This is a genomic window from Shinella zoogloeoides (assembly GCF_020883495.1).
GTDB lineage: Bacteria > Pseudomonadota > Alphaproteobacteria > Rhizobiales > Rhizobiaceae > Shinella > Shinella zoogloeoides.
On record NZ_CP086610.1, the window covers coordinates 1,963,679 to 1,985,329 of the forward strand.

The 21,651-nt window shown below is 64.5% G+C and carries 21 protein-coding genes and 1 pseudogene; 6 read left to right on the plus strand and 16 right to left on the minus strand.

All coding sequences use genetic code 11. From position 1 onward, the window contains the following. From argE to K8M09_RS09900, 5 genes and pseudogenes are all read left to right on the plus strand, one after another. The gene (argE, locus tag K8M09_RS09880) at positions 1–1,161 is read left to right on the plus strand and encodes an acetylornithine deacetylase (protein WP_160784563.1); all 1,161 of its coding nucleotides are present in this window, start codon (positions 1–3) and stop codon (positions 1,159–1,161) included. A gap of 239 nt (positions 1,162–1,400) precedes the next feature. After that, positions 1,401–2,435 carry an ornithine cyclodeaminase family protein gene (locus K8M09_RS09885; RefSeq protein ID WP_160784564.1) on the plus strand — a complete coding sequence of 345 codons (1,035 nt, stop codon included), beginning with the start codon at positions 1,401–1,403 and terminating at the stop codon, positions 2,433–2,435. A gap of 161 nt (positions 2,436–2,596) precedes the next feature. After that, positions 2,597–2,695, plus strand: a pseudogene (locus K8M09_RS09890) (IS5/IS1182 family transposase); the annotation flags it as partial. Between the two features lie 744 nt (positions 2,696–3,439). Beyond that, positions 3,440–3,820 (plus strand): arsenate-mycothiol transferase ArsC, encoded by a 381-nt coding sequence (locus K8M09_RS09895; RefSeq protein WP_229342273.1) that lies wholly within the window; start codon positions 3,440–3,442, stop codon positions 3,818–3,820. A 132-nt stretch (positions 3,821–3,952) separates the two neighbouring features. Beyond that, positions 3,953–4,132, plus strand: coding sequence for a hypothetical protein (locus tag K8M09_RS09900; RefSeq protein WP_160784567.1), 180 nt, complete (start codon positions 3,953–3,955; stop codon positions 4,130–4,132). A gap of 229 nt (positions 4,133–4,361) precedes the next feature. Here K8M09_RS09900 and K8M09_RS09905 read toward each other — a convergent pair whose 3' ends face one another. From K8M09_RS09905 to K8M09_RS09935, 7 genes are all read right to left on the minus strand, one after another. Then, on the minus strand, positions 4,362–5,141 hold the full coding sequence (locus K8M09_RS09905) for an ABC transporter ATP-binding protein (protein WP_160784568.1): 780 nt from the start codon (positions 5,139–5,141) through the stop codon (positions 4,362–4,364). Beyond that, positions 5,138–6,157, minus strand: a complete 1,020-nt coding sequence (locus K8M09_RS09910) for a FecCD family ABC transporter permease (RefSeq protein ID WP_160784569.1) — start codon at positions 6,155–6,157, stop codon at positions 5,138–5,140. Before K8M09_RS09910 ends, K8M09_RS09905 begins: the two co-directional genes overlap by 4 nt. After that, positions 6,158–7,189: an iron ABC transporter substrate-binding protein gene (locus K8M09_RS09915; RefSeq protein WP_160784570.1), complete on the minus strand. Its 1,032-nt coding sequence runs from the start codon at positions 7,187–7,189 to the stop codon at positions 6,158–6,160. A gap of 53 nt (positions 7,190–7,242) precedes the next feature. Then, entirely contained in the window at positions 7,243–7,761 is a 519-nt protein-coding gene (locus K8M09_RS09920; protein WP_160784571.1) for a DUF2478 domain-containing protein, read from the minus strand. Between the two features lie 26 nt (positions 7,762–7,787). Further along, positions 7,788–9,269 (minus strand): TonB-dependent receptor, encoded by a 1,482-nt coding sequence (locus tag K8M09_RS09925; RefSeq protein WP_229342275.1) that lies wholly within the window; start codon positions 9,267–9,269, stop codon positions 7,788–7,790. Positions 9,270–9,327: 58 nt separating this feature from the next. Next, positions 9,328–10,539, minus strand: coding sequence for an IS256 family transposase (locus K8M09_RS09930; protein WP_160788268.1), 1,212 nt, complete (start codon positions 10,537–10,539; stop codon positions 9,328–9,330). A 112-nt stretch (positions 10,540–10,651) separates the two neighbouring features. Continuing rightward, positions 10,652–11,362, minus strand: a complete 711-nt coding sequence (locus K8M09_RS09935) for a TonB-dependent receptor plug domain-containing protein (RefSeq protein ID WP_229342277.1) — start codon at positions 11,360–11,362, stop codon at positions 10,652–10,654. Positions 11,363–11,569: 207 nt separating this feature from the next. On the opposite strand from K8M09_RS09935, the gene K8M09_RS09940 reads away from it, so the two are divergent. After that, positions 11,570–12,580 carry a LysR family transcriptional regulator gene (locus K8M09_RS09940; protein ID WP_160785925.1) on the plus strand — a complete coding sequence of 337 codons (1,011 nt, stop codon included), beginning with the start codon at positions 11,570–11,572 and terminating at the stop codon, positions 12,578–12,580. A 153-nt stretch (positions 12,581–12,733) separates the two neighbouring features. On the opposite strand, the gene K8M09_RS09945 is transcribed toward K8M09_RS09940, so the two are convergent. From K8M09_RS09945 to K8M09_RS09985, 9 genes are all read right to left on the minus strand, one after another. After that, positions 12,734–13,846 carry an ABC transporter permease gene (locus tag K8M09_RS09945; protein ID WP_160785926.1) on the minus strand — a complete coding sequence of 371 codons (1,113 nt, stop codon included), beginning with the start codon at positions 13,844–13,846 and terminating at the stop codon, positions 12,734–12,736. Continuing rightward, entirely contained in the window at positions 13,843–14,760 is a 918-nt protein-coding gene (locus tag K8M09_RS09950) for an ABC transporter ATP-binding protein (protein ID WP_160785927.1), read from the minus strand. The genes K8M09_RS09945 and K8M09_RS09950 overlap by 4 nt, the downstream gene beginning before the upstream one ends. Next, entirely contained in the window at positions 14,757–15,698 is a 942-nt protein-coding gene (locus K8M09_RS09955; RefSeq protein ID WP_160785928.1) for an HlyD family secretion protein, read from the minus strand. The genes K8M09_RS09950 and K8M09_RS09955 overlap by 4 nt, the downstream gene beginning before the upstream one ends. Then, positions 15,691–16,326, minus strand: coding sequence for a CerR family C-terminal domain-containing protein (locus K8M09_RS09960; RefSeq protein WP_160785929.1), 636 nt, complete (start codon positions 16,324–16,326; stop codon positions 15,691–15,693). The genes K8M09_RS09955 and K8M09_RS09960 overlap by 8 nt, the downstream gene beginning before the upstream one ends. Positions 16,327–16,475: 149 nt before the next feature. Next, entirely contained in the window at positions 16,476–17,225 is a 750-nt protein-coding gene (locus K8M09_RS09965; RefSeq protein ID WP_229342279.1) for an SDR family oxidoreductase, read from the minus strand. Between the two features lie 9 nt (positions 17,226–17,234). After that, positions 17,235–18,014, minus strand: coding sequence for an SDR family NAD(P)-dependent oxidoreductase (locus K8M09_RS09970; RefSeq protein WP_160785931.1), 780 nt, complete (start codon positions 18,012–18,014; stop codon positions 17,235–17,237). A gap of 2 nt (positions 18,015–18,016) precedes the next feature. Beyond that, on the minus strand, positions 18,017–18,847 hold the full coding sequence (locus K8M09_RS09975; protein ID WP_160785932.1) for an inositol monophosphatase family protein: 831 nt from the start codon (positions 18,845–18,847) through the stop codon (positions 18,017–18,019). Continuing rightward, positions 18,847–20,508: a putative 2-aminoethylphosphonate ABC transporter permease subunit gene (locus K8M09_RS09980; RefSeq protein ID WP_160785933.1), complete on the minus strand. Its 1,662-nt coding sequence runs from the start codon at positions 20,506–20,508 to the stop codon at positions 18,847–18,849. Before K8M09_RS09980 ends, K8M09_RS09975 begins: the two co-directional genes overlap by 1 nt. Before the next feature lie 5 nt (positions 20,509–20,513). Continuing rightward, positions 20,514–21,599 (minus strand): putative 2-aminoethylphosphonate ABC transporter ATP-binding protein, encoded by a 1,086-nt coding sequence (locus K8M09_RS09985; RefSeq protein ID WP_229342281.1) that lies wholly within the window; start codon positions 21,597–21,599, stop codon positions 20,514–20,516. Between the last annotated feature and the right edge of the window lie 52 nt (positions 21,600–21,651).

Sequence of the window (21,651 nt, forward strand, 5' to 3'; positions counted from 1 at the left end):
ATGATCCCCTCGACACCCAAAATCCTCGCCCGCCTCGTCGCAGAACCCACCGTCTCGCGCCGCTCCAATCTTGCGCTGCTCGACTATGTGGAAGGGCTTCTGCGCCCGGCGGGCGCGCGCATCGAGCGGTTCGCCCATCCGGACGGCAGCCGCGCCAATCTCTGGGCGACCATCGGCCCGGCGGGTTCGGGCGGCGTGGTCCTGTCGGGCCATACGGATGTCGTGCCGGTCGAGGGACAGGCCTGGAGCAGCGATCCCTTCACGCTCCGCGAGCATGACGGCCGCCTTTACGGCCGCGGCACGGCGGATATGAAGGGTTTCGTCGCGGCCAGCCTGCGGGCGGCCCTCCTCGCCGCCGCCCGCCCGCTGAAACGCCCGCTGCATCTCGCCTTCTCCTATGACGAGGAGATCGGCTGCATCGGCGTGCGCGGCATGATCGAGGCGCTGGCGGCGCGGACGGAACGGCCGGCGCTCTGCATCGTCGGCGAACCGACGGAAATGGGCATCGCCACCGGCCACAAGGGCAAGCGCGCGCTGCGCGCCTGCTGCCACGGGCAGGAGGGCCACTCCGCCCTCGCCCCGAACGCGCTCAACGCCCTGCATCTCGGCGCGGCCTTCATCCAGGCCCTTCAGGCGCGGCAAGCGCATCTGGCCGATCACGGCCCGCGCGATCCGGATTACGACATCCCCTATTCCACCATCCATGCCGGCATGATGCAGGGTGGCACGGCGCTCAACATCGTGCCGAACCGCTGCGAGATCGATTTCGAAATCCGCAACATCGCGGAGGACGATCCCGCCGATATCCTCGCCGGCATCGCCGCCGATGCGCAAAGCATCGCCGCACCCTATCGCAACCGCTTCCCCATGGCCTGCGTCGAGATCGAGGAAATCTCCAGCTATCCCGGCCTTGCCACCCGGCGCGACGCCCCGGCCGTGCGCCTGCTCGCCCGCCTGCTGGACGACGAGGCCACGCGCAAGGTGGCCTTCGGCACGGAGGGCGGCCTTTTCGATGAAACGCTCGGCCTTTCCACCGCGATCTGCGGCCCCGGCTCCATGGAACAGGGCCACAAGCCGGACGAATTCGTCACCCGCGCGCAACTCGACCGCTGCGACGCCATGCTGGCCCGCCTCGTGACGGAACTCGAAACCGCGCCCTGAGCTGGCCTCCCTCAGCCCTATCCCCCTATCCACCCCGGCAGGCACCGAAGCCGCCCATCGGGCTACCTGCGCATGGCAACGCCGGCATGGCCATCGCATACAAAATTTATGGATATTCGGCACAATATAGCCAATCATCCCCGGCATGACGATTCTTGACATTGCATACAAAAACAAGAAATAATGTGAACTTATTACGCACACAAGAATTCCCGCCACCCGAATCCAGTGAGAATCCGATGGACGTCGAGAACAGAACCGCTCGCCACCTCTCCCCGCGCACGACCCTCGTGCTGTCCCGATCCCAGATCGAGGGACTGGTGACCATGGCCGAGGTGGTCGAGGCCGTGGAGGCCGCGCATGCCGACATATCCCGTGGCGCTGCCGCGCAGCCGGCGGCGGTCGCGATGACGCTTCCCTCCGGCACCGGAACCTTCCTGGCGATGCCGGCGCTGGCCGACCGTCAGGGCCTCGCGGCCGTCAAGCTGCTGGCCGACATTCCCGACAACACGGCGCGCAGCCTGCCGATGCAGCGCTCGGTGGCGCTTCTGATCTCGCAGGAAACCGGCGCGCCGGTGGCGATCTTCCATGGCCAGATCCCGACCCGCATCCGCACCGCCGCCGCCAGCGCCGTGGCGACCCGCCACCTGTCGCGCGCCGACAGCCGCGTGCTGGGCCTGATCGGCGCCGGCGACCTTGCCGTGGAGCATGTGCGCGCCATCCAGGAGGTCCGCCCGATCGAGCGCGTCGTGGTATGGTCGCGCTCGCCAGCCACCGTCGCCCGTTTCATCGAACGGGTCGGCCGCGATTACCCCGATCTTGCCCTGGAGGCCGCCACAGCACCGGAAGAGGTCTTCGCCAAGGCAGATATCGTCTGCACCCTCACTCCGTCCCGCGAGCCGCATGTCAAAGGCGCATGGTTCAAATCGGGCCAGCACATCAACGCCGTCGGCGCGCCGCCGCGCCCGGACCACCGCGAAATCGATTCCGCCGGCATGGCGCGCGCGCGCGTCTTCCTCGACAGCGTTCCCATGGCCATGCACGATTCGGGCGACCTGCTGCTCGCCATCGCCGAAGGAGCGATCACCGCCGAGCAGGCCTCGACGGAAATCGGCGACGTGATCACCGGCGCCACCAAGGGCCGGACCGCCACCGACGAGATCACCCTCTTCAATTCCGTGGGCCTCGCCATCCAGGATCTTGCGATCGGCGACCTGATCGTCGCCAAGGCCCGCGAGAAGGGCATCGGCCTCGAAATAGACCTTACGGCCTGAGCACACCGCAGCCTTATGAGCGGCAGGGACAGATATCCTTGCCGCCCACAGGCGTTTCTACAAGAAGCTTCCGCCATGCCTGACGCACGGGGATGGTGTTAGCTGCTCAAGTGAGAAGATCGGGTTCCAGGCATCCCAAGCGGGCCTTGATGCCCCCCCTTGTCGAACGCTCCTTCTGCAAGCTCGAACGCTTCCGCCGAATAGCAACACACTTCGACAAACTCGCCAGAAACCTCGTGACCGCTGCCCTTCTCGCTTCAACGAAATTGAAGCTTATTGGGCAGCAGCCCGAATCGGCCCTCGCGTTGGATATGCAGCACGCGCATGCCTCCTTGCGAATTGTATGGCTGGTGGCATCGGAGCGTTCGGCTATCCTGTTAGCGGATAGGTTGATCGGGAGGGGTTCGCCAATGCCCAGGCACACTTGGAATTTCGCTATATGAGCGGCAAGGACGGGCAGATCGAATGCCCCTTCCAGCGGATGCACTGACTTCAGCGATACATCTTGCGCAGCAACGCTTCAACAAGCTGGCGGCTTTGCAAAACCGCTTCGGTGCGCGCGTTCCCTTTTCTAGCAGTTACGACGCCACCGCCTTTGACTCTGGGAGGAGTATTTGGAGACCGTGAGCTACACCGCACAACCCGTCTATAGCCCGCTGGAGCTTGGCCCCACGCAGGCCGAACGCCGTGAACGGGCACCCTACGGCGTCATCGACATGGGCTCCAATTCCATCCGGCTGGTCGTCCACGAACAACTCAGCCGAGCACCGCTGGCGCCATTGAAGCCGTGCTGCGCTCCCGCACCATCGCCGATGGCTATGCGCGTCTCACGCCGCGATACTCAAGCTCAAGTCCTTCGAGGTCATTGAACTTCAGGCCGGCAATCCATCCTGAAACGTCCACGGCGATCCCAGCGGAGCCTACGCATGCACAGGTCGATCCCTCGTTCCATCCTCTTTTGTTGCGATCACAATTCGGTCAGGTCCCCCATGGCCGAGGGACTGATGAAGAAGCTGCATGGCCGCACCGCCTACGTCCAGTCGGCCGGCGTCAAGAACGACATGGAGATCGACGGCTTCGCCGTCGCCGTCTGCAACGAGATCGGCGTCGAACTGGTACGCCACCGGTCTCGTTCGTTCGAGCAGATGCAGGAATGGGGCGATCATCTCGGAAGCTTCGATCTGGTGGTCGCCCTGTCCACGGCGAGCCAGGAGCAAGCCTTGGCGCTGGCGCAAACAGCATATCTCGAAGTGGAATACTGGCCTATCGCAGACCCTGTCGGCTTGTCGGAGGGGCGTGAGGCCACGCTCCATCAGTACAGAATCGCCCGCGATCAGATCCGAACGAGGATAATCGAACGCTTCGGGCTCCCATCGGACGTTTAAGCTGCCACCGCTGAAGACGCCCCGCCTGAACCATCGATGCCGACAGGACATCTTGCGAATTCCGGGAAAGCTCCATCAAATCCCCCTCCCGTCTTGCCGCGGGAGGTGGACATACGACTATCGTGGCGCTCGATGGCGGGCTTCGTGATGCAAGACCGAGGCCGTATGCTCCTGCGGTATTTCCTGCATGAACAGTGTCATGGCGGCCCGGATATCAAGGCCTTCATGCTCGACTTCCGCGCCGTGTTACCCGACCCCAGCTTCTGCGCCGCAGATCTGCTCACCGAGTACGACGATGTCGTCGGCCAATGAAAGGCCGCAACGCATACCGGAGCGGACTAGATTGATCTTCTGCCCGGCTACAAGGCTCCTCTCGCCGCACCCGACCACAGGACGCACTTCACCTGCAAAACCATGTTGAAGGTGATGGATGGACGGCATGACCGCGATAAGGCCTGCTTCCTCCGGCTCGCCTGATGTGACATCTCCTCGAATAGCGGAGAGCATCGATAGGTGCCGACAGAAGGTCTGACAAGCGCGATCAGGGTGGAGCAAGCCGTGGCGCGCAGACGAGTGCCGCAGTGCCCGGCACGCTGCCGATCACGACGTCTATTCCGTACAGCGTTTTCAGCGCTTCCAGCGTCAGCGTTTCTCGCGTAGGGCCGAGGTCTTCCAGCCTGCCGTCCTTGAGCAGAGCCACACGATCGGCGGCCTGAAGGGCGTGATCGGGGTTGTGCGTGGACAACACGACGGCGAGCCCCTGTGCGGCCAGCCGGCGGATATGGGCGAGCAGCCGCATCTGGTTGCCATAGTCGAGATTGGCCGTCGGCTCGTCCATGACGACAATGCGCGCCTCCTGCGCCAATGCCCGGGCAATCAGCGCCAGTTGCCGCTCGCCGCCACTGATCTCGGTGGAAGGTATATCGGCAAGCCGCTCGATGCCGAGGCTCGCGAGCGCGGCGTCGGCAACCGCCCGCTCGTGCGCACCGGGCACTGCGAAGGCGGAAAGATGCGCCGCCCGGCCCATCAGCACGACATCGCGAACGGTGAAGGGAAACGGGGTGGCATGGGCCTGCGGCACATAGGCGATGCGCAACGCCCGCTCACGGCGCGACCAGACGGAAAGCGGCTTGCCGTCGAGCAGGACTTCGCCGGCCTGCACCGGCAGGAGGCCGAGCATGGTCTTGAACAGTGTCGTCTTGCCGGCCCCGTTCGGGCCAAGCAGGGCCAGCACCTCCCCGCTTGCCAGCGACAGCTCGACACCGTGGCCGATCTCGCGGCCGCGATAGCCGAAGGAGAGCGATTTCAGCGTCAGTGTCATGACCACCCTCGCTTTCCAGCAATCAACAGCCACAGGAAGAACGGCGCGCCGACAACGGCGGTGAGAATACCGAGCGGCACTTCAATCGCAGCGATGGAGCGCGCCAGCATGTCGACGACGAGCAGATAGGCCGCGCCGAGCATCATCGCGGCCGGCAGGAGGCGGCGGAAATCCGGCCCGACGAGCATGCGGGCGATATGGGGGATGACGAGACCGATCCAGCCGATAATGCCGGTAACGGACACGGTCGCCGCCGTCACCAGCGTTGCGCCGGCAATCAGCACGATGCGGGTCCTCAATGTGTCGATACCCAGCGTCTGCGCCTCCTCCTCGCCCAGCGTCATGACGTTCATGCGCCAGCGCAGGAGAACGAGCGGCACCAGACCGATGACGACGGCGGGAAGGATGGAGAGAACGTCGAAGCGTGTGATCGCCGTCATGCTGCCAAGCAGCCAGTAGGTGATCGCCGGCAACTGGTCATAGGGGTCGGCGAGCACCTTGATCAGCGATATGCCGGCGCCGATCAGCGCCTGGATGGCAATGCCGGCCAGCACCAGCGTGAGCACGGGATCGCGTTCGCGCACCAGAGCGCCGATGCCGGTGACGGCCAGGACCGCCACAAGCCCGCCAACGAATGCGGCGAGCTGAATGGCGAGCAGCGGCAGAGAGAGGAAGATGCCAAGCACCGCGCCGAGGCTCGCACCGACGGAAACGCCGAGCAGATCGGGCGAGACGAGCGGATTGCGGAACAGCCCCTGATAGGTCGCTCCCGCCGCGGCAAGCCCCGCCCCAACGATCAAGGCGGCCATGACGCGCGGCAGGCGCACGTTCCAAAGCACGGTGGCCAGCAGCGGATCCGTTCCCTCGCCCGTCACCAGTTGCCGCACCGCCTCGAACAGCGGTTTCGGCCCGCCGCCATATTTGCCGACCATCATGGAAACGAGCGCTAGCAGTACAAGACCGGCGACGCCGATCAGCGCCGCAGACCGACCCGTCAGGGCGGTGCCTATCCGCATCTACTTCGCCGCTCCCTTGCCAAGCAGCGTTTCCAGCTCTTCGCTATTGAGCTCGACCTGATAGAACAACTTGAAGAACGCCTTTACCTCGTCATCGAGCGCCGCCGGAAATGCTTCGGGGTAGAGCGTATGCTCCAACCAGGCGACGCCGATCAGGCGGTTGACGCCGGGCGGCGAGTCGATCCAGCCGAACGGCATGGTCGGCGCGACATGAATGCGCCCGGCCTTCACCGCCTCCAGCCCGGCCCAGAGCGGATCGGTCCTTACGGCCTTCGCGAACTTCGGCGAGGCAGCGAAGATGACGTCCGGCCTCCAGGACAGGATTTGCTCGAGCGAGACCGCGGTCAGGCCGCCCTTGCCCGCCGCTGCCGCCACGTTGCGCGCACCGACCGCCTCGAGCAATTCCATGTTGATCGAGCCGGAAAGCCCCGTCTCCAGGCCTTCCGCACCGCGGCCATAATAGACCGAGGGGCGCTTCTCTGCGGGTATGCCGGCGAGGCCTTCTTCCAGCGCGGCAAGCTTTTCATCGGCATAGGCGGCCAGCGTTTCCGCCCGCGCCTCGACGCCGAGAATCGCGCCGGTCTCACGCAGCATCGCACCGCTGCGGGCAAAAGCGCCATCGACGAGAATATAGGGAATGCCGGTCTGCGCCTGCACCTTGTCGGCCAGCGAGGCATAGGTCGGGTTCACGGTGCCCGCATCGATGATGACATCGGGCTTGGCCGCCAGAACCGCCTCGATATTGGCCGTTCCGCCCTTGCCGGTGAGCTGGCCGAAGACCGGCAGATCTCGCACGGCAGGCAGCAGGAAGGCTTTTTCCTCCGCCTTCGGCTCACGCACCCAGCCAACGAGTTTTTCCGGCGCCAGCACGTAGACGAGCACCGAGGCCGGCGGGCCGGCCGCCAGAACACGCTCCACCTTATCGGGGATTTCGACGACGCGGCCCGCGGCATCCGTGATGCTGCGGGCCGCAACAGGCAGAGCCGAAGCGAGGAAGGCCAAGAGGATGAATAGGCTGCGCAAGGCAGGCATGAATGACCTCCCACTTTTCGTTTCGCCAAGGCCGATGGCGCGCGGACGAAAACTCACTGCCGCGCGTCTTCGCGATGACGGGCTTGCCGCAGCCAGCCCAGAACCTGTGTGCTCGACGCCGGCAATTCCTCTGCCCTGCCGTCAGCGAAGGCGAGAAATGCCTCCCGCCATTGCGGAGACACGCCTACCAGCACCGGAATCCCGCGATCGCAGGCTTCGATGATGGCCGCGACAAGCCCGCGGCCGATGGCCTCCTGCTTGCCGAACTTGTTGACGATCAAGCCATCGGCCCCCGGCAACCGGTCATGGACGATCATCACCGCCTCTTCCAGCGCCGCCGCATCGAGCCGGCATCCGGTCGCGCCCGGCCCGAGGTCGAGGCTGATATTCCATCTCGCGCCGTCCGGCAGCAGGCCGAGGACGATGTTGCATTTTTCATGCGGGGCATCGGGATCGACCGGCTGTATGGTCCCAGCCAAAAGAATCCCGTCGCGCTTCGCCTCCTCGGCGACCACCCCCAGAACCGCATCCGTTTTACGCTCCTCGCTAGAGCAGACATAACCGATGTTCATCTTCACCTCCCCGATACGTGTCATGGTCAGAACGTGGCGCGTGCATTCAGGTAAAACGTGCGTCCGGCCTCCGGGAACCCGGTGACAAGCTCGTAGTTCCTGTCGAACAGGTTGCGGACGCCGAAGCTGGCGGAATGGGCCTCCGTGAACTTGTACTCGAAATTCAGGTTCGCGAGAGCGAAACCGCCGGTCTCGATATATGGACCGTTCTTCACCGGGTTGTCCGACCAGCGGGAGGACGATGCCTCCAGGCTCCCGGTCACCGACAGCTTTTCCGTCGGATTCCAGGTAGCATGGGCAAAAAATAGATGCTCCGGCACGCCGGTCGAGCGCAGGTTCGGGAGAAGCGCATCAGTGATCTCTCGCTTGAGATACGTGTAGTTACCACCAACCGTCAGCTCTTCCGTGGCATCCCACTCGGTGGTCAGTTCGAAGCCATAATATCGCCCGTCGCCGACATTCTGGTTCTGCCCCGTGGTGGCATTGACGCCGACCGACTGGATGACATCCTTGACGTCGCTGTAGAATAGGGCGCCGGAGCCGCGCCACGTGTCCGTCAGCTCGGTCTCGCCGCCGACTTCGAAATTGACCGCACGCTCGGGGCCGAGATCGGGATTGGGCAGCGCCGTGTCGAAGCGCGTGCTGAACCGCTCGAACATGTTGGGAAAGCGCGTGCGCGAGGAAACGCTGGCATGAAGCTCGGTCACGGCGGTCGGGCGCCATATGGCGGCCGTCTGCCAATTTAAGGAATCGCTGCCGCCAAGCGGATAGGAGAAGACCGCACTGGTGTTCTTGTCGTATTCCTCGGCGCGTTTCAGCGTCGTTTTCTCATAGCTGGCGCCAGCAACGAGATCGAGCGTGTCGGTGATGTGGTACGTATTCTCCAGCGCGAAAGCCAGGCCGTCTTCAACCTGGGTCTGCCTCGGTTCAAGCAGGCGACTGGTCGGGTGATCCGGTCGATTGTCGTTCCATTCCGTATGGCTATCCCGGCGATAATGGAGAGCAGCCTTCAGGCTGTTGCTCTCGAATTCCGTCCCGGCTTCGACGCTTAGGCCGTAGGCATGGTCATCGTAGTAGCTGTCGAAGGCCCGCTTCTCCTGCTGCGTCGTGAACGTGCTGTCGTCGTAGGACGACAGGAGGTTGTCAAACGTGTTGTAGAACGCCTTCACCTTCACATAGGAGTCTTCGCCAATCGCCGTATTGGAGTTGAACGAGAGCGATCCGATATCCCATTGCGGCCAGGTCCAGTTGCGCTGCCAGTCCGTTCCAATGCCGAAGATCTTGGAAGGCGTGCGGCCGATCACGCCTTGGTTGATCGCGTAAGGCGCATTCTTCTCCCCCTCCTGCCGCGTATAGCTGACGACATATTCATCCGTGTCGTTCGGCGTAATGCCGACCTTGATATTCCCGCGCCAATCCTCGACGTCGCTGAAATCGCGACGCCCCCCATTTTCAACGGCGTTGGGGCTGAAATCACGAGAGAGGAACCAGCCATTGCTGGAGCGCACCAGGCGATAGCGTCCGTCAAGTTGGTGTAATTTCGGGTGTAGGACCGGGCCGTCATGATCAGGCGGCTCTGGGTGTAATCTGAAGTGTAGTTTCCTCTTCGATTGTTGGTGGGTTTAGCTCGGCCATTGCCTCGACCTGCATGTATCGGCTCAGGAGCTGCCATTCGTCGTTGGCTTCGAGCAGAACCGCGCCGATGAGGCGAACGATGCTGTCCTCGTTGGGGAAGATGCCGACGACATCGGCACGGCGCTTGACCTCCTTGTTGAGGCGTTCGAGTGGATTCGTTGAATGTAATTTCGTGCGGTGCTGGGCGGGGAAGGCCATGTAGGCCAGCACGTCGGCTTCGGCATTGTCCATGAAGGTACCGAGCTTGGGCCATCTGGCGCGGAGCTGGTCGGCGACATGCCGCCAGGTCTGCACGGCATTGTCATGGTCGGGCTGGATGAAAGCCTGACGGATCGCGGCGGCGACCATGGTGTGCTGGCCCTTGGGAACGTAGGCCAGCGCATTGCGTGTCGCATGAACACGGCAGCGCTGCCATGTCGCGCTGAGGATACGGGTAATGGCCGCTTTCAGCCCTTCATGGGCATCGGAGATGACCAGCTTGACGCCGGTGAGGCCTCGGCGGACCAGATCACGCAGGAAGCTCGTCCAGAACGGCTCGGCTTCGGAGGGGCCGATGTGCAGGCCGACAATCTCCCTCTTCCCGTCCGTGTTGACCGCCACCGCGATTATCGCCGCCACCGACACGATGCGACCGCCCTCACGCACCTTCAGATAGGTGGCGTCGAGCCAGAGGTATGGCCAGTCACCGGAAAGGGGGCGCTTGAGGAAGGCGTTCACCCGCTCGTCGATATCCTTGCACAGCTTGGAGACGGAGGATTTGGAGATGCCGGTCATGCCCATGGCCTGCACCAGCTCATCGACCTTGCGCGTCGAGACGCCGTTGATCCACGCCTCCTGGATCACGGCCACCAGCGCCTTCTCCACCATCTTCCTCGGCTCCAGAAAGCCGGGAAAGTAGGCTCCCTGTCGCATCTTCGGTATCTTCAGGTTCAGCGTGCCGAGCCGGGTGTCGAGCGAGCGGTCGCGGTAGCCGTTGCGCCATGTCTGGCGGCTGTCGCCACGTTCATAGCGCCCAGCGCCGATCAGGCCATCAACATCGGCTTCCATGATCAGTTGCAGCACGCTTTCGGCAATCGTGCGCAGAAAATCGCTATCGCCACTCTTCGCGGCAAGCTCGGAAAGAGCTAATCTGTCGTCGGTCATCGGGGTTCCTTTCGGCTGGTTGAAGCTTTGCAACTCCACCTTCTCCGACAGGCCCGGTGCCCACCTTGCGCTCAACGAATTCGGCAGCTCATTCTCCACCGCCGTTTCCACCTCAATGCGCCTCCGAAATTACACCACGTGCGCGGACGCTACCCACCAGGCCGCTTGCCTGAACATAGAACATGTCCTGCCGCGTGCCCACGGATGCAAACGTCTTGTAGGAAGCAAGTCTACCGGTATTGCCGAATTCCAGTCCGGTTTGCACCTCCCCTTCGAAAGGTTCGGTCGGTGTTCTGGTGACGAGATTGATGGCGCCGCCCATGCCGCCGGGACCGCTCAGGACAGGCACATACCCCTTCTGCACTTGAATCTCGGAGAGGTCCGGCGTCAGGAAGCGACCGTAGTCGATGCGATTGTCGGCCGGCAGGTAGATGCGCACGCCATCGATGTAGAGCGGCACCTGCCAGCGGTCGAAACCGCGCACATAAACCAGCCGCTCGTTACGGCTGCCGCCGGTATTGGCAACCGCGACACCGGGAACGACGCGCAAAGCGTCATCGAGCGTAACGCGGTTACTTCGACGAACCTCTTCGGCGCTGACCGTGGATTGTGAAACAGCCCTGCCGCCGCTGCCGCCGCCCGGAACAACGATCTGGCCCAATTCGAAGACACCCGTGTCCTCGGGCTTGAGGCGTGTCGTCTTCACGGAGGCCAATGGCCCGGCCTTTTGCTGACCTGACGTTGCGGGCTGTGCCCACGCACATGTTCCAAAGACACTCGCGCTCAGCAAGGTCAGCGACAGACGGATAATATGGTTGTTCATAGGCGTCCCCTTCCCATTGAACCCCAAAGGCACGCGCAGAAAACATCCCCATTTCTGGAGACGGATCGATCAGCCCCGGGAATCCCTACTCGATATATTTTTTGAGATATATCGAGTAGGGTCGACCAGCAACCCTCTGTCGCAATCAGCAACACGTTCCTTATTGCCTATTTGAGATCAGGCTGTTGCCGGAAAGACATCAACCACATGGCGCTGCGCATGCATCTCGATAGAACGAAAACATTCCGAACCCCGTCGCCGCGTGAACGAGCGCTTTCTCCTGCCCTTCTCGCCCGAATATTTCACCAGCCGGCGATGATCTATTTCCAGACCGTCGCCGAACTCCTGTCCGTGCGCGAATGTGCGCGGCGCCTCAATGTCGCATCCTCGGCCGTATCGCGGCAGATTACCCAATTGGAAGACGCGCTCGGCATGGCCCTGTTCCAACGAGAGGGTCGTCGACTGCAGTTGACACCGGCGGGCGAAATCCTCTTTCGTCACGTCCGCCGTGTTGCCTCGCCACTGGAGGCGGCGGTGTCCGAACTCGACATGCTGCGCGGCCTCAAGACCGGGTCGGTTCGCATCGCAACCGTCGAAAGCGTCGGCATGTCTTTCCTGCCTCCCTTGCTGACGGCGTTCTCGCAGCAACATCCGACCTTGCATCTCAGCGTCGAAGTCACCTCGTCCGCCGATGTCGTGGCCCGCCTCATCGGCGAAACCGTCGACGTCGGCTTCGGCTTCGTCACGACACCGCCGCGCGAAATCGAAATGGCTGTACGACGCGATATGCGCGTCGGCGTGCTCATGCGACGGGATCACCCGCTGGCAGAACGCAAAAGCCTGAGCCTTGCCGACTGCTTTACCCACCCCGTCGCAATCGGCACGCGGGACCTGTCGATCCGGCGGGCAATCCAGCCGATCCTCGACGCATCCCCGTCTGTCCCGCCGCCACTCCTGGAGGTGGGCTCCATCCGCATGCTGGTCGAATTGGCCGAGGCCGGACACCATGTCTCCATCATGACGCCAATCGGCGCGCACAACGAGATCAGCCGTGGCTCTCTGCTTTTCCGGTCGCTCGACGAGCCCGGTCTCTCCACCAACCGTTTCGGCCTCATGGTGCGCGCCGGCGCAGATCTTCACTTCGCTCCCGCCGTGTTCTACGAACACGCAAAGGAGCATTTTCGCGGCCTGGAACTACCCGGGGCGGTGCTGACCTAGATTTGCACCGAATACATCGCGGGAACGAAGCCGTTCGGCCGAAGCGATATCAGGTTTGGCGCCCTTTGGTTGATCGAGAAAGACGTTGCTGGTGCTTCATGCGGTCACCAAACAAAGGCAGGTCGGCACGCTTATACGGACTTTGAATCCTGCTCAATCGAGCGTGCGGCGGAAGCGTAGCAGCGCCAGGATGCCGAGGACGGCCACCATTGCCGTGAGCGCCAGGAAATCGACGGCGATGTCGGCGGATGTGGCGCCCTTGAGCATGACGGCGCGGACCATGCGCAGGAGATGCGTGACCGGCTGCACCTCGCCGAGCCACTGTGCCCAGACCGGCATGCCGCGGAACGGGAACATGAAACCGGACAGCAGGATAGAGGGCAGGAAGACGAAGATGGAGAGCTGCATGGCCTGCATCTGCGTGCGCGCCACCGTCGAGATGAGATAGCCGAGCAGAACGAGCGCCAGCACGAAGAGCAGGACGCAGGCGAACAGCAGCAGCGGCGAGCCGACGAAGGGCACGTCGAAGATGAGTTTTGCCGCGCCGAGCACCACCAGCCCCTGCACGGCGCCGATGCCGATGAAGGGTGTGATCTTGCCGATCATGATTTCCGCCGGTGTCGCGGGCATCGCCAGCAGGTTTTCCATCGTGCCGCGCTCGATCTCGCGCGTCAGCGCCATGGCCGCCATCATCACCAGCGTCATCTGCAGGATGATGCCGAGCAAGCCGGGCACGATATTGTATTGCATGATGCCCTCGGGATTGTAGCGGCTGTGCGCGACGATCTCGAGCTGAAGCGGCGGCGTCTCGCCGAGTTCCTTCGCCACGAAGGCGTTCGCCACCCGGCCGAGCGCGCCGACCGCGCCGGAGGACGCCGCAGGATCGGACGCGTCGGCCTCGACCAGCAATTGCGGCCGGTCGCCCCTCAGAATTCGCCGGCCGAAATCCGGCGGGATGAGGATGACGAAGGAGACGTCGCCGCGGGCGAGCAGCCGGTCCGCTTCCTCGGCGGTGACGTTGGGATGGGTGATGTCGAAATAGCCCGTCACCTCCAGCGCCGTGGACATGGCCTGCGTGAACCGGTCCTGCACCGGGGCGACAAGCGCCGTCGGCAGATGGCGCGGATCGTTGTTGATGGCGAAGCCGAAGAGCAGGAGCTGCATCAGCGGCACGATGAGCATCATGGCGAAGGTGACGCGGTCGCGCCGCATCTGGATGAATTCCTTGCGCAGGATCGCGCCCAGCCGGCTCGGAGAAAGGATCATCGCATATTGTCCTTCGACTGGTCCATGAGGCGGATGAAGACATCCTCCAGGCTGGTTTCCGCCGGCCGGCCCTCGACATTCTCCGCCGCCAGCGCCGCCATCAGCGCCGCGCGATCCGTCCCGGTGACATGCAGCGCCGTGCCGAAGGGTTCCACCTGCTCGACGCCCGGAGCCTTGCGCAGGTGCGTGGCGAGCACGCCGGGCCGCTCGGCTTCGACAAGCAGCGTCACGAGACCGGCATTGTCGATCACCTCCTGCGTCGTGCCGGAGGCGACGAGGCGGCCATAGGCGATGTAGTTGATGCGATGGCAGCGCTCGGCCTCGTCCATGTAGTGGGTGGAGACCAGCACGGTCATGCCTTCGGCGGCGCGCGCGTGGATTTCGTCCCAGAACTGCCGGCGCGCCTTGGGGTCCACCCCGGCGGTCGGCTCGTCCAGCAGCAGGAGGCGCGGCTTGTGCATGATACAGGCGGCCAGCGCCAGCCGCTGCTTCCAGCCGCCGGAAAGGCTGGCGGCGAGCTGGCGCTTGCGGGAGGTGAGCCCGAGATCGGCAAGCGTATCGGCGACGGCCTGGCGCGGCAGGCCATAGAGGCCGGCGACGAAGACAAGGTTCTCCTCGATGGTGAGGTCCTCGTAGAAGGAGAAGCGCTGCGTCATGTAGCCGACCTGCCGGCGGATCTGGCGCTGGTCACGGCGCACATCGAGACCCAGCACCTCGCCCTCCCCGGCATCCGGCGTCAGCAACCCGCAGATCATGCGGATACAGGTCGTCTTGCCGGAGCCGTTCGGCCCCAGGAAGCCGGCGATCTCGCCTTCCGCCACCGTCAGCGCGACATCGTCCACGACCTTGCGGCCGTCGAAGGATTTCGTCAGGCCGCGCACGGCGACGACCGGAGGAGCAGCAGCATCCGTCATGGCGCGCGGCGGACCTCCACGATCTGGCCCGGCTTCAGCGCCGCCTCGCCCTCCGGCCGCGCCTCGACCCGGTAGACGAGCTTCTGGCGCGCATCGCGCGAATAGATGACGGGGGGCGTGAACTCCGCCTCGTCGGCGACATGCGTCACGACGGCGGACAGCGGCGGGCAGCCGTCGCAACTGACGGCGAGTTTCGTGTCGATGCCGATCGAGGAGAGGTCCCCTTCGCCCACATAGAGCCGCAGCTTGATCGCCCCGTCCGGCAGGAAGGAGAGAACCGGCATGGAAGGTCCGGCGATTTCCCCGGCATGGCGCACGATATCCGTAACCGTGCCGCCTGCCGGCGCGACGAGCCGGCGCTGGTCGAGCGTCCAGCGGGCGGCATCCCGGCTGGCCGTCGCCTCGCGCACCGCAGCGCGCGCCGCCTCGATCTGCTCCTTGCGGGCGGGCAGGCGCGCAACGGCAAGGCGCGCCTCCGCCTCGGTGACGGCGGCGGCGGCCATGTCGGCGGCAGCCTGCGCGGCGTCGTATTGCGACTGGGAGCTGGCGCGCTCCTGCACGAGCCGTTTCTGCCGCGCGGCTTCCTTCTGCGTGCGCAGGGCATTGGCCCGCGCGGAGGCGGCCGTTGCCTCGATGACGGCAAGCTCTTCGGCGCGGCTTCCTTCCTCAAGGTTCGCCAGTTCGCTTTCGGCGCGGCCCAGCGCGGCCTCCGCCGCGGCAAGGGCGATTTCGGCATCCGCCTCGTCGACCTGCGCCAGCACCGTTCCCTTTTCCACCCGGTCGCCGAGATGGACCGGGATTTCGACGATGCGTGCGGTGGCGAGCGGCGTGATCGCCACATATTCGCCCTCCACATAACCTGTGGCGAGCGGCGGCGGCGCGCCGCAGGCGGCGAACAATCCGGCAAGCAGCGGGATCGTGCAGAGGAAGTCAGCCATTTTCTGCCTCCAGAATGGCATCGAGATTGAAGAGCAGGCGGCGGGCGATGGCGCGCGTGGCGGCCGGCGGATAACCGTTCCAGTCCATGCGCCGCTGCACGACGGGCGCTGCCAGCCGGAAATAGGCCGCCTGCCCCACGAGGGAGAAGACCGCGAGCTTCACATCCTCCGACTCCGCCGGTTTGCCGGTGGCAATCGACCAGATATGGCAGAGGGCGCGATGCCGATTTTCGATGAGCGTCCGATACAGCCGCTCCGGCACGGGACTGGTCGGCTGCGCCAGTTCGCGCAGCAGGAAGGCTACGAGAGGCTCGGCCGCCGGTGCGGTGAGGAACAACACCATGCGCCGCAGCAGCCGCTTGAGAATATGATGCGCCACGGCGGGCGTCAGCCTTGCCGGATCGGCGGGCAGCACGCGGGCGATCTGGCCGATGCGGGATGCGACGAAATCCGCGCAGGCAAGCCGCAAGCCATCCTTGCCGCCGAAATGATAGGCGATGGACGAAATGTTCGTTTCCGCCTCCGCAGCGATGGCGCGCGTGGAGGTCGCGGCGAAGCCATCGCGGCCAAAGAGCCGCAAGGCCACCTGGACGAGAGCCGCGCGGGTGGGATGTTCATTCTCCTGCATGCGCCACCGAATTCAATCAATCGATTGATTTATTGATGGACGATTTGCGGGCGTCTGTCGAGTCATGGGCTTCGATGGCTGCCAGATCGCGCCTCCCCCGCAATGGCAGCCCGTGTGAGCCAAGGCCAAATCCCGACAAGGGTCAGCCGCTACGCCTTGCGCTCCTGGAGAATGTTGCCGCCGTCGACGACGAGAACGGCGCCATTGATGTAGCTCGCTTTCGCCGACGCAAGGAAGCTGACGGCGGCGGCGATCTCGTCGGGCGTTCCGGCACGCCCACAGGGCGTTGCCTGCGCCGCACGGCGCTCCTCTTCCGTCGAGGCCCCGGTTTCGACCCAGCCGGGCGCGACCGCATTCACGGTGACGCCGTGCGGCCCGGCCTCAAGGGCCAATGCATGGGTCATGCCCACCATGCCGGCCTTGGCGGCCGAATAGGCGGTTTCGCCCGGATTGGCGACATAGGGGCCGGTCACCGAGGCGACGTTGACGATGCGTCCATACCCATCGGCATACATGGACGGCAGATAGATCCGTGTCGCGAGAAAGGCCGTCTTGAGGCTCACGGAGATGCCGCGGTCCCAGTCCGTTTCCTCCAGCTCGACGAATGCCCGCTGCAAGGCCGGCTGCGCGACGCTGCCCATGCCGGCATTGTTGACAAGGACGGCGGCGGGGCCCGTTGCCCGATAGAGGGCTTCGACCGCCACCCCGTCCGTAAGGTCGCAGATATGACCGGTCGCTGCGAAGCCGGAGGCGCGCAGCTCGCCGGCGCGGGCAAGGATGCGCTCGCTCGTCGCGACGAGATGGACGTGGAACCCCTCTTCGGCGAGGCTTCTCGCACAGGCGAAGCCGATGCCGTCGAGGGCGCCGGCGCCGGTGATGATCGCGGTCTTGCGCTGCATGGACATTCCTCAATAGCCCGCCGTGACGCCGAAATCGATGGAGAGGGCCGCGCCGGTGATCGGCGCGCCTTCCGGCTCGCAAAGATAGGCTACCATCCGGGCGATTTCTTCGGGCCGGATGAAACGTGCCGCCCCCTGCTGCGGGTAGTTCGAGAGCAGCTTCGCCTTGTAGCCATCGGGATCGCCGCCGCCGTAGCGCTCCGCCTGGAACTCGATCATCGGGGTCGCGACATCGCCGGGGCAGACGGCATTGACCCGGATCTGGCGCGGCGCAAGCTCCAGCGCAAGAGCCTTCGTCAGCAACACCAGGCCGCCCTTCGAGGCGCAGTAGATCGCCGCGCCATTGTTGCCGACAAGGCCGGCATCCGAGGCGATACTGACGATGGACGCGCCCGCGCCGAGATGCGGGATCGCAGCTTGTATGAGGAAGAACGCCCCCTTGAGATTGACGTCCATCACGATGTCCCAGTCGGCTTCCGTCATCGTCACGGAATCCCCCTCGCGCCAGACACCGGCGGAATTGACGAGGACATCCAGACGCCCGCGCCAGGCCAGCACCGCCTCGACGGCTGACGCGCAGGCGGCGACCTGACGTATGTCGAGCGACACGGCAAGCGCCTCCCCGCCTTTCGCCCGGATGGCTTCCACGGTTGCGGTCAGGCGCTCCGAAGGAAGGTCCGCGACGGCCACCGCATAGCCATCGGCCGACAGGCGCGTGGCGATCGCCGCCCCCATGCCGCCCGCTCCGCCCGCGACAAGCGCCACTCTTCGGGTCCGCTGATCGGTCATGTCTACCCCTGTTCTGCCGAAGGCCGAATTGCACCGCGCGCAAGCAACCCTGCCGCCTCAGCGTGAAGCACCGCGCTGCCGGCGGCAAGGACGGTCCTGCCGGAATCGATCGTCAGCGGCTGTCCCGCCCAGTCGGAGATCACGCCGCCCGCCCCCTCGATCACCGGCACCGCGGCAAGATAATCGAAGATATCGAGGCCCGTCTCGACGATGAGATCGGCATAGCCGCTCGCGACGAGACCGAAACCGTGGCACTCCATGCCATAGGAGGTGAACCGCGTGGCTGCATGCAGGCTGGCGAGCGCCGCCGGCTCTTCCGGCATCGTGTAGTAATGCGGCGAGTTCGTCAGGAAACGGGCGGCGGCAAGGTCGGTACAGGCGGAGACCCGGACCGGGCGGCCATCGAGCAGCGTCGGACGGCCGTGAACGCCAAGCCAACGCTGGCCGAGCGCGGGGTGGTCGATGATGCCGAGAACCGGCCTGCCCTTGTACAGGAGCGCAATCAGCACGCCGAACATGGGCGAACCGACGATGAAGGACTGCGTTCCGTCGATAGGATCGATGACCCAGACATGATCGCGGTTGCGATCCTGCGCCCCGGACTCCTCGCCGACGATGCCGTGGCCGGGAAAGCGCGCGGCGATCATCTCGCGCAGCGTCGTCTCGACGCTGCGGTCGGCGATGGTCACCGGGCTTTGATCGGCCTTGATTTCCACTTCGGGCGCGGCGCGGAAATATCGCATGGCGACGGGCCTTGCCGCATCGGCAAGCGCATTCGCAAAGGCCATGATGGTTTCGTCGGGAGCGAGCGACACGATAGTTCCTTCCAGCATCAGGTGACGGGTTCCTTCCATGCCTGCATGCGGCGCGCGAGGCGGGAACTCACCCAGGCCCGCAGCAGCCAGACAGACGCGGAGGTGATGAGCAGGACGGTGCTCATGGCCGCCGAGGGGGCGAGCGCGCCGCCCGTATTCCAGTTGACGATGGTGATGGCAGCGACCTGCGTGCGCGCGGAATAAAGGAAGATAACCGCCGCCACCGTGGTCATCGCATTCACGAAGAGATAGCCCCAGATATTGATGATCGTGGGCAGGCAGCAGGGCAGCGTGACGCGCAAGAACGTGACGTAGAACGGCACCTTCAGCGAAGCGCCGGTCGCCTCGAACTCCCGGCTGAGATGCTTCAGCGCGGTCAGCGACATGATATGCGGCACCGTGTAGAAATAGATCACCGAGGACAGAACGAGGATGCCCATCGTCGAATAGAGGCCGACAAGCGGGTTCATCGGATTGTTGAAGAAGAAGATGTAGGAAAGGCCCAGCACGACGCCCGGCACCGCCAGCGGCAGCATGCAGACGAGGTTCATGGCCGCGCGAAGGCCGGCATTCCCCTCCCCCTTCTCGATCAGGTAGGCCCCGAGGAAGATCATGACGGTGCCGATACTCGCCGTCGCCGTCGCAAGAATCCAGCTATTGAAATAGACCGACCAGCCGCCGCCCGGCATGCGCGAGAACTGGTAGCTGTTGAACGACAGGCTGAGATTGTAAGGCCAGTACTTCACCAGCGAGGCGAAGCCGGCCGTGCCGAGAATGGCCAGCAGGAAGATCGCAACGGCCGTGCAGAGGAGGAAAAGCGCGGTATCGAGCGCCGGCCGCCGCACCACGCGCAGCGGGATGGCGCCGGAGCTGACGAGGCCGTCATTGCGGCGCTGGACGATCTGCTGCACCACGAAGGACAGGATCGTCGGCAACAGCAGGAAGATCGCCGTCACCGCGCCCATCTGGAAATCGTAGCGTCCGACCACCTGCAGATAGATCTGCGTCGACAGCACCGGATAATTGCCGCCGATCACGCTCGGCACGCCGAAATCCGTGAACGAGATGGTGAAGACGGAAAGGGCCGCGCTCGTCAGGCCGTAGCGGCAACCCGGCAGGGTGACGGTGCGGAAGATGCGGGCGGGGGTGGCCCTCAGCGAAATCGCCGCCTCGTAAAGCCGCTGGTCGGCGGCGGCGAGCGCCGTCGAGAGGATGAGAACCGCATGGGGAAAGGCGAAGGTGACCTGCCCCATGACGATGCCGATCGGCCCATAGACCGAGTGGCCCATCAACACGTCTTTCAGGATACCCTGCTTGCCGAAGAGATAGATCAGCGAGATACCCGGCAAGAGCGAGGGCGCGAGGATGGGGATCATCGCAATGCCCGAAAAGAGCGCCCGCGCCGGCATCCGGGTGCGCATCACGCCATAGGCATAGGCGAAGGCGAGCGTGACCGTGATCACGGTGGAGATCGCGGAGGTCACGAAGCTGTTGCGCGCCGCGCCGGCAAGACCGGGCGTGTCGGCGAAACGCCGGAAATTGTCCAGGCCGGCGAACATGCCCTCGGTATTCTGCACGCTCTTCACCAGAATGGCGGCGAGCGGGAAGACAAGGCCGAAGGCGAGAAAGGCCGCGATCAGGCAGAGGACCGAATTGGTGAGGGTGCGGCTGGAGATCATGGCCGTCACCCGCGCGGAAAGAGACGGAGCTTTTCGGCGGGCAGCGCGACGGAGAGCGTGGCGCCCGGCGCAAGCGCGCGGGCACGTACGGCCGTCTCCGAAAGATCGACGCGCAGCGCAGCGCCGCCGAGCCCCAAAGCCGCCGCATGAACGCGAATGAAGGCGCCCAGGAATTCGAGGCGCTCCACGGCAAGGTCGACACGGTTCACGCCGCCTTCGCCTTCCGCAAGAGCGATCTCGGAAGGCCGGATCGCGAGCCGAACGGCGGTTCCCCGCGGCAGCGCGCCGTGCTCTGCCGTGAGATTCAGCCTCGTCGCCCCGGCCATGGCTGCGCCATCGCCATCGAACTGCGCATCGACGAAGTTCATCTCCCCGACGAAATCCGCAACGAACTCGGTGGCCGGGGTGTTGTAGATTTCCGGCGCGGTACCGAACTGCTCGACGCGCCCCTGATTCATCACCACGATCCTGTCGGCCATGGCGAGCGCTTCCTCCTGGTCGTGCGTCACCATGATGGTGGTGACGGCGAGGCGCTTCTGCAGGGCGCGCAATTCTCCGCGCAGCCGGAAGCGGACACGCGTGTCCAATGCAGAAAGCGGCTCGTCGAGCAGAAGCAGGCCCGGCGAGATCGCCAGCGCCCTTGCCAGCGCCACGCGCTGCTGCTGGCCACCGGAAAGCTGGGCGGGATATTTCCCGGCCTGATTGGCGATGCCCACGAGGTCGAGCATGTCGTGGACATGCGTCCTGACGGCCTCGCGCGACATCTTCCGGCCATAGAGCCCGTAACCGACATTGGCCGCGACGGTCAGGTTCGGAAACAGCGCGTAGGACTGGAAGACGATGCCGAAATCACGCGCCTGCGGCGGCAGCAGCGTCACGTCCTGCCCATTCTGCACGATCCTGCCCGAACTCAGCAGCTCCAGCCCGGCAATGCTGCGCAGAAGGGTCGTCTTGCCGCAGCCCGATGGACCGAGAAAGCAGATGAACTCGGATTTTCCGATGGAAAGGCTGACATCGTTCAGCGCCGTGAAGGCGCCATAGGCCTTCGACGCTTCGGAGAGCTGGAGATAGGGTTGGGCAATATCTGTCACGGGAACCTCGAAGAATGGGAGGACATCGCGGAAAGCCCCGCGATGTCCGCTC